General features: G+C 69.8%; 11 protein-coding genes. 4 read left to right on the forward strand and 7 right to left on the reverse strand.

What is annotated here, in order from left to right; genetic code table 11:
• Positions 1 to 61 precede the first annotated feature (61 nt).
• Both valS and C5B99_RS05605 read right to left on the reverse strand, forming a co-directional pair.
• A complete protein-coding gene (gene valS / locus C5B99_RS05600) occupies positions 62 to 2,689 on the reverse strand; it encodes a valine--tRNA ligase (protein ID WP_104240811.1) in 2,628 nt (875 codons plus the stop codon).
• 264 nt (positions 2,690 to 2,953) lie between these two features.
• Positions 2,954 to 4,828 (reverse strand): phosphoenolpyruvate carboxykinase (GTP), encoded by a 1,875-nt coding sequence (locus C5B99_RS05605; protein WP_104240910.1) that lies wholly within the window; start codon positions 4,826 to 4,828, stop codon positions 2,954 to 2,956.
• Between the two features lie 231 nt (positions 4,829 to 5,059).
• On the opposite strand from C5B99_RS05605, the gene C5B99_RS05610 reads away from it, so the two are divergent.
• Positions 5,060 to 6,511, forward strand: a complete 1,452-nt coding sequence (locus tag C5B99_RS05610) for a helix-turn-helix transcriptional regulator (RefSeq protein WP_258063083.1) — start codon at positions 5,060 to 5,062, stop codon at positions 6,509 to 6,511.
• Between the two features lie 33 nt (positions 6,512 to 6,544).
• Here the strand turns inward: C5B99_RS05610 and C5B99_RS05615 are convergent, their stop codons facing one another.
• Positions 6,545 to 7,081: a metallophosphoesterase gene (locus C5B99_RS05615; protein WP_104240813.1), complete on the reverse strand. Its 537-nt coding sequence runs from the start codon at positions 7,079 to 7,081 to the stop codon at positions 6,545 to 6,547.
• A 129-nt stretch (positions 7,082 to 7,210) separates the two neighbouring features.
• Between C5B99_RS05615 and C5B99_RS05620 the strand changes: the two genes are divergently transcribed.
• From C5B99_RS05620 to C5B99_RS05630, 3 genes are read left to right on the forward strand one after another with little or no spacing between them, the layout of a single operon-like run.
• Positions 7,211 to 8,440 carry a sensor histidine kinase gene (locus tag C5B99_RS05620; RefSeq protein ID WP_104240814.1) on the forward strand — a complete coding sequence of 410 codons (1,230 nt, stop codon included), beginning with the start codon at positions 7,211 to 7,213 and terminating at the stop codon, positions 8,438 to 8,440.
• Positions 8,428 to 9,156: a response regulator transcription factor gene (locus tag C5B99_RS05625; RefSeq protein WP_104240815.1), complete on the forward strand. Its 729-nt coding sequence runs from the start codon at positions 8,428 to 8,430 to the stop codon at positions 9,154 to 9,156. The genes C5B99_RS05620 and C5B99_RS05625 overlap by 13 nt, the downstream gene beginning before the upstream one ends.
• Entirely contained in the window at positions 9,153 to 9,989 is an 837-nt protein-coding gene (locus C5B99_RS05630) for a hypothetical protein (RefSeq protein WP_104240816.1), read from the forward strand. The genes C5B99_RS05625 and C5B99_RS05630 overlap by 4 nt, the downstream gene beginning before the upstream one ends.
• A gap of 30 nt (positions 9,990 to 10,019) precedes the next feature.
• Here the strand turns inward: C5B99_RS05630 and nikE are convergent, their stop codons facing one another.
• From nikE to C5B99_RS05650, 4 genes are read right to left on the reverse strand one after another with little or no spacing between them, the layout of a single operon-like run.
• A complete protein-coding gene (gene nikE, locus C5B99_RS05635; RefSeq protein WP_104240817.1) occupies positions 10,020 to 11,639 on the reverse strand; it encodes an ABC transporter ATP-binding protein in 1,620 nt (539 codons plus the stop codon).
• The gene (locus tag C5B99_RS05640) at positions 11,636 to 12,532 is read right to left on the reverse strand and encodes an ABC transporter permease (RefSeq protein WP_104240818.1); all 897 of its coding nucleotides are present in this window, start codon (positions 12,530 to 12,532) and stop codon (positions 11,636 to 11,638) included. Before C5B99_RS05640 ends, nikE begins: the two co-directional genes overlap by 4 nt.
• Positions 12,529 to 13,512, reverse strand: coding sequence for an ABC transporter permease (locus C5B99_RS05645; protein ID WP_104240819.1), 984 nt, complete (start codon positions 13,510 to 13,512; stop codon positions 12,529 to 12,531). The genes C5B99_RS05640 and C5B99_RS05645 overlap by 4 nt, the downstream gene beginning before the upstream one ends.
• A 40-nt stretch (positions 13,513 to 13,552) precedes the next feature.
• A complete protein-coding gene (locus tag C5B99_RS05650) occupies positions 13,553 to 15,202 on the reverse strand; it encodes an ABC transporter substrate-binding protein (protein WP_104240820.1) in 1,650 nt (549 codons plus the stop codon).
• Positions 15,203 to 15,204: the final 2 nt, after the last annotated feature.

Genomic DNA, 15,204 nt, shown 5'->3' on the forward strand with positions numbered 1-15,204 from the left:
CCTGACTCCTCTTCTGTCACTGACGTCGCTGCTGCACTCAGACTTGGGGGGAACCCCCAGCCTACGACGACGCCTCGGTCTGCGGGACGACGAGCAGCTCGATATCCCGGACCTCGAGCGCCTCGGCGACCTCGAAGTCGAGCTGCTCGATGCGACCGACGTGGCGGAGATCCGCGGAAGCGAGGCGAAGCAGCGCCACCGATTCCTCGGGCGCCGCGATGACCGCACTCGCCACCGGCGTCTTCTGGGAAGCCTTCGCCGCGGTCTTCGCGCCGCGGATGCTCGTGAGGGCCGTGCTCGTCAGTGCGAGGAGCGCGCCGTCCTGGTCGCCGGCCGCCGCGAGGTCCGCCGACGTCGGCCAAGCTGCCGTGTGCAGCTCGGAATCGTGCCACCACGACCACGACTCGGCGGTCGCGAACGGAATGAACGGGGCGAAGAGGCGCTGGATCACGTCGATCGCCGAGCGCATGGCGGTGACGGCCGAGGCCTGAGCCGCGGCGTCCTCGCCGGCGCCGTACGCGCGCTCCTTCACGAGCTCGAGGTAGTCGTCGCAGAACGTCCAGAAGAACGTCTCGGTGACCTCGAGCGCGCGAGCGTGGTTGTAGTCGGAGAACGCCTTCGTCGCCTCGCCGACGACTCGGTTCAGCTCAGCGAGCATCGAGCGGTCGAGCGGCTCCGTGACCTCGCCGACGTGGTCGCCGTAGCCCAGCACGAGCTTCGACGCGTTGAGCACCTTGATCGCGAGGCGGCGGCCGATCTTGATCTGCGTCGGGTTCTTCGGGTCGAACGCCGCGTCGGTGCCGAGGCGGCTGGAGGCCGCCCAGTAGCGGACGGCGTCGGAGCCGTGCGCCTGGAGCATGTCGGCGGGCGTCACGACGTTGCCCTTCGACTTCGACATCTTCTTGCGGTCGGGGTCGACGATGAAGCCGGAGATCGTGGCGTTCGACCAGGGGGCGACGCCGTGCTCGAGCTGCGCGCGCAGCACGGTCGAGAAGAGCCACGTGCGGATGATGTCCTGGCCCTGCGGGCGCAGGTCGTAGGGGAAGACGAGACCGAAGAGCTCCTCGTCGGACTCCCATCCGCCAGCGAGCTGCGGGGTGAGGGAGGAGGTCATCCAGGTGTCCATGACGTCGACCTCGCCGAGGAAGCCGCCAGCTTCGCCCCGCTGCGCCTCGGTGTAGCCGTTCGGGACATCGGAGGACGGGTCGACGGGCAACTGCGACGCATCCGGGGTGATGGGCGACTCGTACTGCACCTCGCCGTCGGCGTCGATGGGGTACCAGACGGGGATGGGCACGCCGAAGAAGCGCTGGCGCGAGATGAGCCAGTCGCCGGAGAGGCCCTCGACCCAGTTCTCGTAGCGCACGCGCATGAAGTCGGGCCAGAAGGAGATCTCGCGGCCGAGCTCGATGAGGCGGGCCTTGAGGTCGACGTCGGTCGCGCCGTTCTTCACGTACCACTGGCGGGTGGAGACGATCTCGAGCGGGCGGTCGCCCTTCTCGAAGAACTTCACGGGGTGCTGGATGGGCTTGGGGTCGCCGACCAGGTCGCCGGACGCCTGGAGGAGCTCGACGACGGCCTTCTTGGCGCTGAACACGGTCTTGCCGGCGAGCTCGGCGTACGCGGCCTTGCCCGCCTCGCTGGTGATGGCCTCTGGGGCGTCCGCGATGAGGCGGCCGTCCTTGCCGAGCACGGTGCGGTTCGGGAGCTTCAGCTCACGCCACCACACGACGTCGGTGACGTCGCCGAACGTGCAGATCATGGCGATTCCGCTGCCCTTGTCCTTCTGGGCGAGCGGATGCGCGAGAACGGGCACCTCGACACCGAACAGGGGCGTCGTGACGGTCGTGCCGAAGAACGGCTGGTAGCGCTCGTCGTCGGGGTGCGCGACCAGGGCCACACACGCCGGGAGGAGCTCGGGGCGCGTCGTCTCGATGAAGATCGGCTCGCCGCCCTCGCGGGCGAAGCCGATGCGGTGGTAGGCGCCCGGCTGCTCCCGGTCTTCGAGTTCGGCCTGCGCGACGGCCGTGCGGAAGGTGATGTCCCACAGCGTCGGCGCCTGGTCCTGGTAGGCCTCGCCGCGCTCGAGGTTGCGGAGGAACCCGAGCTGGCTCTTGCGGCGCGAGGAGTCGTCGATCGTGCGGTAGCTCTGCGTCCAGTCGACCGAGAGGCCGAGCTGGCGCCAGAGCTCCTCGAAGGCCTTCTCGTCCTCGATGGTGAGCTGCTCGCACAGTTCGATGAAGTTGCGGCGCGAGATGGGCTGCTGGTCGGCGGCCTTGATGCTCTTGCCGTCGCCACCCTCGTGCGGCGGCGTGAAGTCGGCCTCGTAGGGGAGCGACGGGTCGCAGCGCACGCCGTAGTAGTTCTGCACGCGTCGCTCGGTGGGGAGGCCGTTGTCGTCCCAGCCCATCGGGTAGAAGACGCGCTTGCCGCTCATGCGCTGGAAGCGCGCGACGACGTCGGTGTGCGTGTACGAGAAGACGTGGCCGACGTGGAGCGAGCCAGACGCCGTGGGGGGAGGCGTGTCGATCGAGTAGATGTCGCCTCGAGTCGCGCCTTCGCGGTTGAAGCGGTAGGTGCCGGAGTCCTCCCAGCGCTCACCCCACTTGACTTCGAGGCCCTCGAGGACGGGCTTGTCAGGAATGCCCTGAGTTGAGGAAGAAGAAGGAACTGAGGGCGAGCTGGACATGCACACTCCGTGTCGATGTTGGCGGCACCGAGTCTGGGGTGCCTGTTGTGAACCCATCCAGGGTAGCGGCTCCGGGGGTGTCGCGGGTTGCCGGGCGGGTCGCGTGCGAGGGCAAGGAAAAGCCCCTCAGGGGCGCATCCTTGAGGGGCTCAGCTGCGAACACAGGGGTTCGAGCTGCCAGGAGTTGTGCGCCCCTCCGCGCCACGCGCGCGCGGAGGGGCACAGCTTGCGGCGAGTGGTCGGAGTCCCGCTCGCCGCCGTCTTTCAGGCCCCGATGGGGGCCTTGGTCTGGGTGGATGCGGCAGCCGCGTCCAGCGCACCGTGCACGGCGTCGAGCTCGGTGTAGAGCGCCGCGGGGACCTTCTCGCCGATGCTGTCGAAGTACTCGCGGGTCACGCCGACCTCCACGAGCCACGACTCGGGGTCGACCGTGAAGATCTCCTCGAGTGCGGCGGGCTCGAAGCCCTCGAGGCCCGAGATGTCGATGTCGCTCGTCACGGGCAGCTGGCCGATAGGGCTCTCCAGCGAATCGGCACGGTTCTCGAGTCGGTCGACGATCCACTTCACGGCGCGCACGTTCTCGCCGAAGCCGGGCCACAGGAACTTGCCGTCCTGGTCCTTGCGGAACCAGTTGACCTGGAAGATGCGGGGTGCCTTGTCGCCGAGGTCGGCGCCGATGTTCAGCCAGTGTCCCCAGTAGTCGGCCATGTGGTAGCCGGCGAAGGGCTGCATGGCGAAGGGGTCGCGGCGCAGGATGCCGACTGGGCCCTCTGCGGCCGCGGTCTGCTCGCTGGCGAGCGTCGCGCCGAGGAAGCAGCCGTGCTGCCAGTCCTTCGACTCGAAGACCAGCGGGACGTTGCTCGCACGGCGGCCGCCGAAGAGGATCGCGTCGACGGGCACGCCGTCGGGAGCCTCCCAGGCGGGGGAGAGGGTCGGGCACTGCGAGGCGCGCACCGTGAAGCGGGCGTTCGGATGCGCGGCCTTCGTTCCGGACTCGGGAGTCCAGTCGTTGCCCTGCCAGTCGATGAGGTGCGCGGGCGCCTCGTCGGTCATGCCCTCCCACCAGACGTCGCCGTCGTCGGTCAGCGCGACGTTCGTGAAGATCGTGTTCGTCGTGATGGTCTCCATCGCGACGGGGTTGGTGTCGTAGCCCGTGCCCGGTGCGACGCCGAAGAACCCGAACTCTGGGTTGATGGCGTTGAGTCGACCGTCGGCCGCCTTGCGCATCCACACGATGTCGTCGCCGAGCGTCTCGACCTTCCAGCCATCGAGCTTGGGCTTCATCATCGCGAAGTTCGTCTTGCCGGTCGCGGAGGGGAATGCACCCGTGAGCGTGTAGGTCTTGCCCTCAGGGCTCGTGACCTGGATGAGGAGCATGTGCTCGGCCATCCAGCCCTCGTCGTGCCCCATGGCCGACGCGATGCGCAGCGCGAAGCACTTCTTGCCGAGGAGCGCGTTGCCGCCGTACCCGGAGCCGTAGGAGATGATCTCCCGCGTCTCGGGGAAGTGGGTGATGTACTTCGACTCGTTGTGCGGCCAGGCGACGTCGGGGCGGCTCGAGCCGTCCTCGAACTCGAGCGGGAAGCCGACGGTGTGCAGGGCCTTCACCCAGTCGCGTCCCGGCGTGAGGTGCTCGAGGGCGCCGTCGCCGGAGCGGGTCATGAGAGCCATCGACAGCACGACGTACGGGGAGTCCGTGATCTCGACGCCGTACTGCGTGATCGCCCCGCCGAGCGGGCCCATCGCGAAGGGAACGACGTACATGGGGCGGCCGCGCATGGAGCCGTCGAAGAGGCCGCTCAGCTCTGCTTTCATCTCGGCGGGCGCACGCCAGTTGTTCGTGGGGCCCGCGTCTTCCTCGTTCTCCGAGCAGATGTAGGTGCGGCTCTCGACGCGGGCGACATCGCCGGCGTCGGAGCGGGCGAGGTAGGAGCCAGGGCGGAGCTCTTCGTTGAGCTTGATGAGCGTGCCTGCTTCGACCATCTCGGCGGTGAGGGCGTCGATCTCGGACTGGGAGCCGTCGCACCAGACGATGCGGCTCGGCTTCGTCAGTGCGGCGATCTCGCGGACCCAGTCGTTGACTTCCGGGTTCGCTGCCCGCTGCGGGACGTCGAGGTGGTCATGTGCCTGTTCAGTCATTTCGATGCTGCTTTCACGGTTCTGCATGCGAGCTGTCTCCGTCTCGCATACGTGCATGGCGTCGTACACCCAGTGTTGACCTGCGCCGGACGCCCCGGGATGGAGATTGGCCGAGAAAAATGGCAAAATTTCACACATCAGCAATTCAGATGCCCGGAGGCACCCATGAGCGGACTCGGTCCTTTCCCCGCTGCGCAAAAATCGACAGAAACCACAGGGAAAGGCGGCGCAGTGGATTCCCTCCTGCTCGGGCGGCGCATCCGCTACTACCGCAAGGAGCGCTCGCTCACGCTCGAAGCGCTCGGCGAGAAGACCGGGCTGCTCGCCAGCCAGCTCTCGCTCATCGAGAACGGCAAGCGCGAGCCGAAGCTCTCCGTGCTGCAGCAGCTCGCCGAGGTGTTCGACGTCGACCTGAGCGAGATGCTCGCCAACACGCCGCCGGATGATCGCTCCCGCCTCGAGATCGAGCTCGAGCGCGCGCAGACCTCGACCGTCTACCAGGAGCTCGGGCTCCCGCGCATCCCCTCGACGAAGTCGCTCTCCGACGAGGTGCTGCGCGCCCTCACCGGCATGCACAGCGAGATCGTGCGCCGCCGGACCGAGGCGAGCGCGACGCCCGAGGAGGCGCGCCGCGCCAACACCGAGCTGCGGCTCGCGATGCGCGCCCACGACAACTACATGCCCGACCTCGACAAGCTCGCCGACGAGCTGCTCAGCAGAGTGGACCACACGCGCGGCGCCCTCATGCACCACTCGGTCGGCAAGATGGCCGACCACCTCGGGTTCCAGCTCATCTACGTCAACGACCTGCCCAGGTCCACGCGCTCCATCACCGACCTGGAGAACGGTCGCATCTACCTGCCGCCAGCCTCCATCCCCGGCGGGCACGGGCTGCGCGCGATGGCGCTGCAGGCGATGGCGCACCGGGTGCTCGGCCACCGCCGCCCCGAGGACTACGCCGACTTCCTGCGCCAGCGCCTCGAGATCAATTACTTCGCGGCGGCCTGCCTCATGCCGGAGGCGCGCTCGGTCGCGTTCCTCCGCGACGCGAAGGAGCGCCGCGACATGGCCGTCGAGGACTTCCGGGACGCGTTCGGCGTGACCCACGAAGCCGCCGCCCTGCGCATGACGAACCTGCTCACCTCGCACCTCGACATCAAGCTGCACTTCCTGCGCGTCGACGACAAGGGTTCCATCTCGAAGGCCTACGAGAACGACTCCCTCCCGCTCCCGCAGGACGTCACCGGCTCCGTCGAGGGCCAGTTCGTGTGCCGGAAGTTCTCGGCCGTGAGCGCCCTCGCCCGGACGAACCGGACCACGGAGACCTACCAGTACACCGACACCCCTGCCGGCACGTTCTGGTGCTCCACCCAGACGGGGCACGCCGACGCCGGCGAGTTCTCCATCACGATCGGCGTGCCGTTCGACGAGGCCCGCTGGTTCCGCGGGCGCGACACGAAGCAGCGCGCATCGTCGACCTGCCCCGACGGTGCGTGCTGCCGCACGCCGGGGGCTGAGCTCAGCGAGCGCTGGTCGGCGAAGGCCTGGCCGAGCGCCCGAGTGCACGCGCACGTGTTCTCGCCCCTCCCGACGGGCGACTTCCCCGGCGTCGACCAGCGCGAGGTGTTCGAGTTCCTCGAGCGCCACGACATCGACGCAGACACGGCGACCGCCGACGCGTAGCCGGGAGCCGGGCTGGGAGTCGGGACCCGGTGCTCAGTCAGCGCCGTCGGCGTCTGGAACCAGATCACCCGTGCGCGCGTCCCGAAGCTCCACCCGCGTGAGCTGCCCGGCATCCACCCGCACGGTCAGGTAGGTGACCCGCGGCTGTCGGCGACGGTCGGTGGGGGAGCCGGGATTGAGGAGGCGCAGCCCGGTGGGGGTGGTCGTGTCCCACGGGATGTGGCTGTGCCCGAAGACCAGCACGTCGGTGTCGGGGAAGAGCGTGTCCATGCGGCGCTCCCGCCCCGCCTTCTGCCCGGTCTCGTGGGTCATCGCGAAGCGGACGCCATCGAGTTCGACGCGGGCGACCTCCGGCAGGCGCTCTCGCAGCTCCGGGCCATCGTTGTTGCCCCATACGCCGACCATCCTGCGCGCCCGAGCCTGCAGCGCATCGAGCGTGTCGCCGTCGACCCAGTCACCGGCATGGAAGACCACGTCCGCGCGTTCGATCGCCCGCCAGAGCACCTCCGGGAGTGCCTGAGCGCGCTTCGGGAGGTGGGTGTCGGCGATGATCACGACGTCCAGAGTCATGCGTCCATGCTCGCAGCTGCGCCCGGATTCCTCCCTGTGCGGGCGGAGGGACATCTGGGGGAAAACCCCCGCTGAGGTGTGAGGGATGCTCCGTGTCGCGGCGAGGCGCGCGACCATAGCGTTGTGGACATGAAGAACAACGTCAAGCAGCTGAGTCTGACCTCGCTGCACCTCGCCGCCGGCGGCGTCATCGCGCCGCTCCTCCTCTCGCTCATGTTCGGCCTCCTCGGACTCGGCGTCGGACTGCTCTTCGTGCTGGGCTTCGGCGTCGTCGTCCTCGCTGGCCTCGCGTTCTCGTTCCGCGGCGTCTCCGCCTTCGAGCGGCGCCGGGTGGCGGCCCTCTACGACCGGCCACTCGACGACGCCGGGATGCGCCGCTCGCGTCGCCGCGACGGCTGGCGGTTCGTGCTCACGCCGCTCGTGCAGTTCGCCGACGGGGCGAACTGGAAGGCGATGCTGCACCTCGTGATCGTCGCGGTGCTCGGAACGCTCTCCCTCGGCGCCCTGCAGCTCGGCGTCTCCGGCGTCTTCGCGCTCTTCTCGCCGCTGCAGGACCGGGAGACCCTGACCGTCTGGGGCATGGACTTCGCCGTCACCCCGTTCATCGGCCTGCTCATCGGCATCGGCATGCTGCTGATCGCCATCGCCCTCATCGTCGCGTTCGCCTACGTGCAGCGCGCGGCGTCCATCAGCCTCCTCTCCCGCGACCGGGAGCAGCAGCTCGAGGAGGAGGTGCGCGACGCGGGGCGTCGCCGCACCGTCGCTGTTCGAGGCGCCGCGACGGAGCGCGACCGCATCGAGCGTGACCTGCACGACAGCGTGCAGCCGAGGCTCGTCTCGATCGGCATGACGCTCGGCATGGCCAAGCAGAAGCTGAACTCGGATCCCGCCAGGGCTGCCGAACTCATCGACGAGGCGCACGCCTCGACGAAGGACGCCGTCACCGAGCTGCGGCAGCTGGCCCGTGGGTTCCAGCCCGCCGTGCTCACCGACCGTGGCCTCGATGCCGCGCTCTCGGGGCTCGCTGCCCGCTCGCACATCCCCGTCGTACTCGACGCGCAGCTCCCCGGACGCTGCTCGAAGGATGCGGAGGCCGCCGTCTACTTCGCGGTCGCCGAGTCGCTCGGCAACGCGGCGAAGCACTCCGGTGCGTCGGAGATCTCGGTGCAGGTCCGCATGCGCGGCTCGATGCTCTGGGCCCGCATCCAGGACGACGGACATGGAGGGGCACGTCTCGTCCCTGGCGGCGGACTCGACGGGGTGACCGACCGCATCGAAGCGGCAGGCGGCGCGATCATGATCTCGAGCCCGCCGGAAGGCCCGACGACGATCGAGGTGAGCGTGCCATGCGCATCCTGATCTGCGAAGACTCCGCGCTCCTGCGGGAGGGCATCGCCCGCCTGCTCGAGGACGCCGGCCACACCATGGTGGGCATCCTCGCCGACGACGGCAGGCTCGACCGGCTCGTCGCCGAGACCGACCCGGAGCTCGTCATCCTCGACGTCCGCCTGCCGCCAGGGTTCACCGACGAGGGCATCCGGGCCGCGCTCCGGCTCCGGGCCACCGACCCGAGCCTCGCCGTGCTGGTCCTCTCGCAGTACGTGGAGGAGCGGTACGCGTCGGAGCTCATCTCGAGTTCGAGGGGCGGGCTCGGCTACCTCCTCAAGGACCGGGTCGCCGACGTCGAGCAGTTCCTCGCCGGCGTCGACAGCGTCACGGCCGGCGGCACGGTGCTCGACCCAGAGGTCGTCGCCCAGCTGCTCGCCAGGAAGACCAGGGATGCGCGTTTCGAGCGCCTCACGCCCCGCGAGTCCGAGGTGCTCGGGCTCATGGCCGAAGGCCGCTCCAACCACGCGATCGCCGAGGCGCTCCACGTCAGCTCGGGGAGCGTTGAGAAGCACATCTCGGCGGTCTTCCAGAAGCTCGAGCTCGACCAGGGCGACGGCGGCAACCGCAGGGTGCTCGCCGTGCTCGCCCACCTCGACGGGCAGGGGCATGCGCCCCGCCCGCAGCCACAGACACACCTCGATGGACAGGGCCTCACCGCCCGCGCCACGAACGGAGAACTCCGATGACCACGCCAACTCTCGAGCCCGACACCCGCCCAGATGCTGACGGCATCAGCCCGAAGCGATTCGGGTGGATCACCATCACGGTCGCGATCATCGGCGGCATGGTCGTCGCCGGAACCGTGACCAGCGGATTCTTCGCCAACCTCCGCGACGTCCTGCGCGAGGAGACCACGATCAGCCAGTCGATCGCCGGCGTCACCTCGCTGCGCGTCGACATCGACTCGGTCGGCATGGAGATCGAGTTCGGCGATGTCTCGCAGGCCGAGCTGCGTGTGCAGTCGAAGGGGTTCACGAAGGCCGACGCGTGGCAGCTCGTGACCGAGGGCGGCGAGCTCGTCGTCGAGCGGGTGGGCGGCAGCAGGAACGGCGACGGGTTCGGTGAGGAGGAGCTCTCGCTGACCCTCCCGGAGAGCCTGGAGGACGGGAAGCTGGACGCGCAGGTCAACGTCACCTCGGGGGCCGCGACCATCGACGGCGACTTCGGGGACCTGGTCATCGAGACGAACTCGGGTGCGAGCGACTTCGAGGGGTCGGCTGCCAACCTGAGCCTCACGACGGGGTCTGGCGCTTCCAACATCGACGCCGAGGTGCCGGGGGATGTGACGCTCGCCGCCAGCTCGGGGGCCCTCAATGCCATCTTCGGGGGAGCGGCCCCGAAGAGCACCGACATCTCCATCGAGTCGGGCTTCGGAAGCGTCTCGCTGCCGGACGGCACCTACAAGCTCGAGACGGGCTTGAACGAGTCGGGGATGGCGAACGTCAATGTCCGGCAGTCGGACTCCGCCAAGAACACGCTCTCGGTGTCCGTCGGCTCGGGGTTCCTGACGGTCGAGTAGGCGGTACCGGCGGCGATGCGCCCGGTCGACTCAGCGCACCTCGAGGCTCTTGTGGGCGTCGAGGAGCGCGCGGCTGGCCGGGTGCTTCGGTGTGGAGAACAGCTCGGACACGGATGCCGTCTCGACGATCTCGCCGTCGCTCATGACAGCGACCCGGTCGGCGAGCTGCGCGACGACGGCGAGGTCGTGCGAGATGAACACGCAGGCCAGGCCCAGCTCGTCGACGAGTCGTTCGAGGAGCGCGAGCACCTGCGCCTGCACGGTCACGTCGAGGGATGAGACGGGCTCGTCGCACAGCAGCACCTCGGGTTCGGGGGCGAGTGCGCGGGCGATGGCGAGGCGCTGGCGCTGGCCACCGCTCAGGTGGAGCGGGCGGAGACCGGCGATCGAGCCGTCGAGCCCGACTCGCTCGAGCGCCGCGTCGATGGCGGCTCGCCGCGTCCGGACGGACGTCGAGCGCCCAGCGGTGAGCGCGTCGGCGAGGATCTCGCCGACCGTGCGCCTGGGGTCGAAGCTCGAGAGCGCATCCTGGGGTACGGAGCCGAGCTTGGCTCGGCGGGAGCGGCGCAGGCGCTCGGGGGCGGGGCTCCAGGCATCGCCGAGGAACGACACGGTGCCCGCGTCCGGCCGCTCCAGACCGAGTGCGATGCGGGCCAGCGTCGACTTGCCCGAGCCCGAGCTGCCGACGATCCCGAGCGTCTCGCCGCTCGAGAGGGTGAAGGACGCCTCCCGCACGGCCTGGATGGGCGCGCTCCCCGCTCCCCGGAAGGTCTTCGAGACGCCGCGCACCTCCAGGAGCGGCCCAGGCGCATCCACTTCGGGCGTGGCCCTGAGCGAGTCGAGAGCCGCCTTCGGCTGCGCGGCGAGCAACTGGCGAGTGACCATGTGCTCGGGAGCGGTGAAGAGCCGCGCCGTCGGCGCCGTCTCGACGATGAGTCCTTCGCTCATGACGGCGACCCGGTCGGCGAGGCGCTGGACGACGCCCAGGTCGTGGGTGATGAAGAGCATCGTCATACCGTCGGCCTTGAGCGCGTCGAACAGCTCGATCAGCTGCGCCTGCACGGCCTGGTCGACGGAGCTCGTCGGCTCGTCGGCGATGAGCAGCTCGGGTTCCCCCGCCAGGGCGGCGGCGATGAGCACACGCTGTCGCTGGCCGCCGGAGAGCTGACCGCTGCGGCGGCGTGCGATCGACTCGGGATCCTCGAGTCCGGCCCGCCCGAGCAGTTCGAGGACGCGGCTGCGGCGAGCCTCGCGCCCGAGATCGGTGTGCAGCCGCAGCGCGTCGTCGACCTCGCGCCAGACGGGGCGGAGCGGGTCGAGCGCGACCAGCGCATCCTGGTGCACGAGCCCGACGCGACCGCCGCGGATCGACCTCCAGTCGCCGTCGCCGCTCGCCAGTGGCAGGTCGACGCCGCCGAGGCTGAGCGTGCTGGCCTCCACTCGGGCGCCGTCGCCGCTCAGCCCGAGCAGCGCCCTGGCGGTCACCGACTTGCCGGAGCCCGACTCGCCGACGAGCGCGAGGCACTCGCCGCGTCGAACGTCGAAGGAGACTCCGTGCACCGCCTCGAAGTCGCCGAAGGAGATACGCAGCTCTTCTGCCCGCACGGTCAGCGCTTCCCGCTGGGGTACCGGGCGCGACGCGTCGCTCATCCTGCCTGCCTCGTGCGCTGCTGCATGATGCGACCGAGCATCGTCGCCGTGACGGCCGCGCCCACGATCGCGGTGCCAGGGAAGATGGTGAGCCACCAGCTGCCGGTCGGCAGGTAGAGGCGGCCTGCGGAGAGCATCGATCCCCATTCCGGGCTGGGTGGCGGTTCGCCGAGGCCCAGGTAGCTGAGCGCAGCCGCCCACACGATGGCCTGGCCGAGGCCGAGCGTGGCGAGCGAGAAGAGGGGCCAGGCGACGTTCGGCAGCAGCGTCCTCGTGAAGCTGTGCCAGCGCGACCTGCCGAGCACGAGGTCCGCCTCCATGTAGGCGCTCGCCCGCACGCGCAGCACCTGAGAGCGGATGAGGCGCGCGTAGCCAGGGGCAGTGGAGAGGCCGACCGCGATGGTCGTCGTGACGACGCCAGGGCCCGCGAGCGTGATGAGCAGGAGCGCGAGGAGGATGCCGGGGAAGGCGAAGAAGACCTCGACGATCCTCGTCGTGCCGAAGTCGAGCCATCGGGGTCCGAGGCCCGCGGCGAGGCCGAGCACGGCCCCGAGGAGGAGGCCGATCACGGTTGCGAGGGCGCCGATCGTGAGCGACGACGAGGCGCCGTGCACGATGCGGGTGTAGACACCCCTGCCGGACTCGTCCGTGCCGAGCGGATGCGCGGAGACGGGAGGCGAGAACGCATCGGCGGGGTTCACGGCGAGCGGGTCGCCGGGGGCGAGGAGCTGCGGGAAGACCGCGGCGAGCAGGTAGATCGTTGCCACGGCGAGCCAGGCGCCGAGCCAGAGCCCGCGCCGCGAGCGGGAGCGGGAGCGGGTGCGGGTGCGGCCGTCGCGCTGTCCCGTCGTGCCCGCACGAGCATCCCGAACCGCGGCCGCGTCGAGACTCATGCGGTCACGCCCGCTCGGTCGCGGGAGCGCGGATCGATGACCGGCTCGATCAGGTCGGTGAGGACGGTCACGAGCATGTAGGCGGCCGCGACGACGACGAGGACGCCGATCACGTAGGGCACGTCCCTCGCACCGACCGCGGCGAGCAGAGAGCGGCCGAGTCCTGGCCTCGCGAAGATCGTCTCGACGACCACTGCGCCGGAGACGAGGGAGCCGAGAGCCCAGCCGCTGAGGCCGACTGCGGGGATCGCCGCGTGGCGCAGCACGTGCCGCCAGAAGATGCCGCTCGGCCCTTCGCCGCGCGCTCGCGCGGCCAGCACGAACGGCGACTCGAGGGCGTCGAGCATCTGCTCGCGCATGACCTGCCCCAGGTACCCGGCGAGGGGGAGCGCGAGGGTGACGCTCGGCAGGATGAGCCCGGAGAGCCCCGGACCCGAGACGGCGACGGGGAGCCCGAGCATTCCGGCGAAGATCAGCACGAGCACGGAGGCCAGCCAGAAGTGCGGCACCGCCGCCGCGACGACCTCGAGCGTCGATGCGATGCCCCACGCGATTCGGCTCCTCCCGGTCGACCACCAGGCCACGGTGAGCGCGATCGCCCAGGCGAGGAGGAGGGAGAGGCCCGCGAGGGCGAGCGTGCCGGGCAGCTGCTCGCCGATGAGCGACGCGACGCTCTCGCGCTGGGCGTAGCTGAAGCCGAGGTCTCCGGTCGCCGTGCGCCACAGCTGCGCGAGGTACTGGAGGAAGAGCGGCTGGTCGAGCCCGTTCTCGGCGCGGGCCTGCGCGACGGCCTCGGCGCTCGCGTTGGAGCCCGGCCCGCCGAGGATCGCGAGCACGGGGTCGCCAGGCACGGCGCGCACCGCGAAGAAGGTGACGGTCACGACGGCCCACAGCACGAACAGCGCGCCGCCGAGACGCAGGAGGATGCGCGGAATCAGCGGCAGCAGGCGTGCCGCGCGTGGTCGCGCATCCTTCGTCATCGCTCGATTGTCTCGTGTGCCGTGCTCAGTCGTGGCCCAGCTACTCGATGGTGACGTTCACGAGCGAGGGCACGTTGACGTTCGGCTGGAGGCGGAAGCCGTGCACGTTGGCTCCGTAGGCGAACTGCACCGTCTGGTCGTAGAGCGGGATGACGGTGCCGCTGTCGATGATGAGCTGCTGGGCCTCGCCGTAGAGCCGCTCGCGCTCGGCGTCGTCACTGGTCTTCACGGCCGCGTCGAGCGCCTCGTCGAGAGCGGGCAGCGAGAGGCCGGTGTTGTTGGCGTGGTAGCCGCTCGGGGCGGGGGTGATGCTGTCGGTCGAGTAGACGATGCGGAGCACGTCGGCGGAGTTCTTCGAGTACGGCGCGACGATGGCATCGAACTCCCACGTGCCGCTGCGCTCGTACCAGGTCGAGAGGTCGAGCAGCTCGAGCTGCACATCGAAGCCCACCTCGGAGCTCGTCGCTCCGATCTGCTCGAGTATGGAGATCTCGGCCGGGATCGACTGGTTCGTGGAGACCGGGAATGCGACCTCGAGGCGCTCGCCGTTCTTCGTGCGGACGCCGTCGGCGTCGCGCTCGGTCCAGCCGGCCTCGTCGAGCAGCGTGGATGCGCGTGCCGCGTCGAACCCGAAGGAGTCGGGGTGCGAGGTCGCGAAGGGTGTTGCGCTCGAGAGCACGGAGGTCGACCGGTCGAGGGTTCCGAAGTAGAGCGACTCGACCGCAGCGTCGATGTCGGCGGAGGCGGCGAACGCCTCGCGCACCTTGGGGTCGTCGAAGGGTGCACGCGTGGTGTTGAGCTCGATGCGGGCCGTCACACCGGGGCGGGCGCCGATGAGCGTCTCCTCCGTGCCGTTCGCCTGGAACTGCGAGAGCGCATCCGGCTGCACGGAGTCGATGATGTCGACCTGGTCGGACTGGAGTGCGGCGAGGCGGGTGGCGGCGTCCGGGATGAACTTCCACTCGATGGTGCCGACCGTCGCTCCGGGCTGGCCTTCGCTCGTCACGCCGTCCTCCGGCGCTGTCGTGTGGTTCTCGTTGCGCGTCAGCACGACCTGGGACTGCTTTTCCCACGACGCGACCTGGAAGGCGCCGGTGCCGATCGGGGCGAGGCAGTTCTCCTCGGTCCCGCGCTCGAGCCCGGCTGGTGACTCGATGGCCAGCCAGGTCTGTGCGAGCGACTCCAGGAGCGCGCTGTCCGGCTCGCTGAGGTCGAAGCGCACGGTGCGCGCGTCGACTGCGACCGCTTCGGAGACCTTCCCGAGGGCGAGGATGGCCGTCGAGGAGGCGGTCTCGGGGTTCTTGATGTGCTCGACGTTCGCCACGACGGCGTCCGCGTCGAACGGGGTGCCGTCGGTGAAGCTCACGCCCTCCTTGAGGGTGATCGTCCAGCTCAGCTGGTCGTCAGACGCTTCGGCTCCCGTTGCCAGCCATGGGATGATCTCCCCTGCGTCGTTCTTCGAGAAGAGCGACTCCAGGAACTGGTTCGCGAGGATCGCCTGGGGCCAGTTGCCGCCGACGTGCGGGTCGAGGCACGTGGGCTCAGCGTCTCCTGAGGCGTACCTGAGGGTTTGCGGCTGGTCCGACGAGGTCGCCTCGCTGGAGCATGCGGCAAGTGGCACGATGAGGGCTGCAACGAGGGCGAGGAGCGCGATGGGCTTCGCCGCGCGGCGGGTGGCTGATGCTGGCACTC

This window comes from Pseudoclavibacter sp. Z016, from assembly GCF_002931215.1.
Classification (GTDB): Bacteria; Actinomycetota; Actinomycetes; order Actinomycetales; family Microbacteriaceae; genus Pseudoclavibacter.

Excerpts from the sequence above, each read along its gene's own strand:
- C5B99_RS05630 (WP_104240816.1), top strand. The coding sequence starts at position 9,153 with ATGACCACGCCAACTCTCGAGCCCGACACCCGCCCAGATGCTGACGGC.
- C5B99_RS05625 (WP_104240815.1), top strand. The coding sequence starts at position 8,428 with ATGCGCATCCTGATCTGCGAAGACTCCGCGCTCCTGCGGGAGGGCATC.
- C5B99_RS05605 (WP_104240910.1), bottom strand. The coding sequence starts at position 4,828 with ATGACTGAACAGGCACATGACCACCTCGACGTCCCGCAGCGGGCAGCG.
- C5B99_RS05645 (WP_104240819.1), bottom strand. The coding sequence starts at position 13,512 with ATGACGAAGGATGCGCGACCACGCGCGGCACGCCTGCTGCCGCTGATT.
- C5B99_RS05620 (WP_104240814.1), top strand. The coding sequence starts at position 7,211 with ATGAAGAACAACGTCAAGCAGCTGAGTCTGACCTCGCTGCACCTCGCC.
- C5B99_RS05615 (WP_104240813.1), bottom strand. The coding sequence starts at position 7,081 with ATGACTCTGGACGTCGTGATCATCGCCGACACCCACCTCCCGAAGCGC.
- valS (WP_104240811.1), bottom strand. The coding sequence starts at position 2,689 with ATGTCCAGCTCGCCCTCAGTTCCTTCTTCTTCCTCAACTCAGGGCATT.
- nikE (WP_104240817.1), bottom strand. The coding sequence starts at position 11,639 with ATGAGCGACGCGTCGCGCCCGGTACCCCAGCGGGAAGCGCTGACCGTG.
- C5B99_RS05640 (WP_104240818.1), bottom strand. The coding sequence starts at position 12,532 with ATGAGTCTCGACGCGGCCGCGGTTCGGGATGCTCGTGCGGGCACGACG.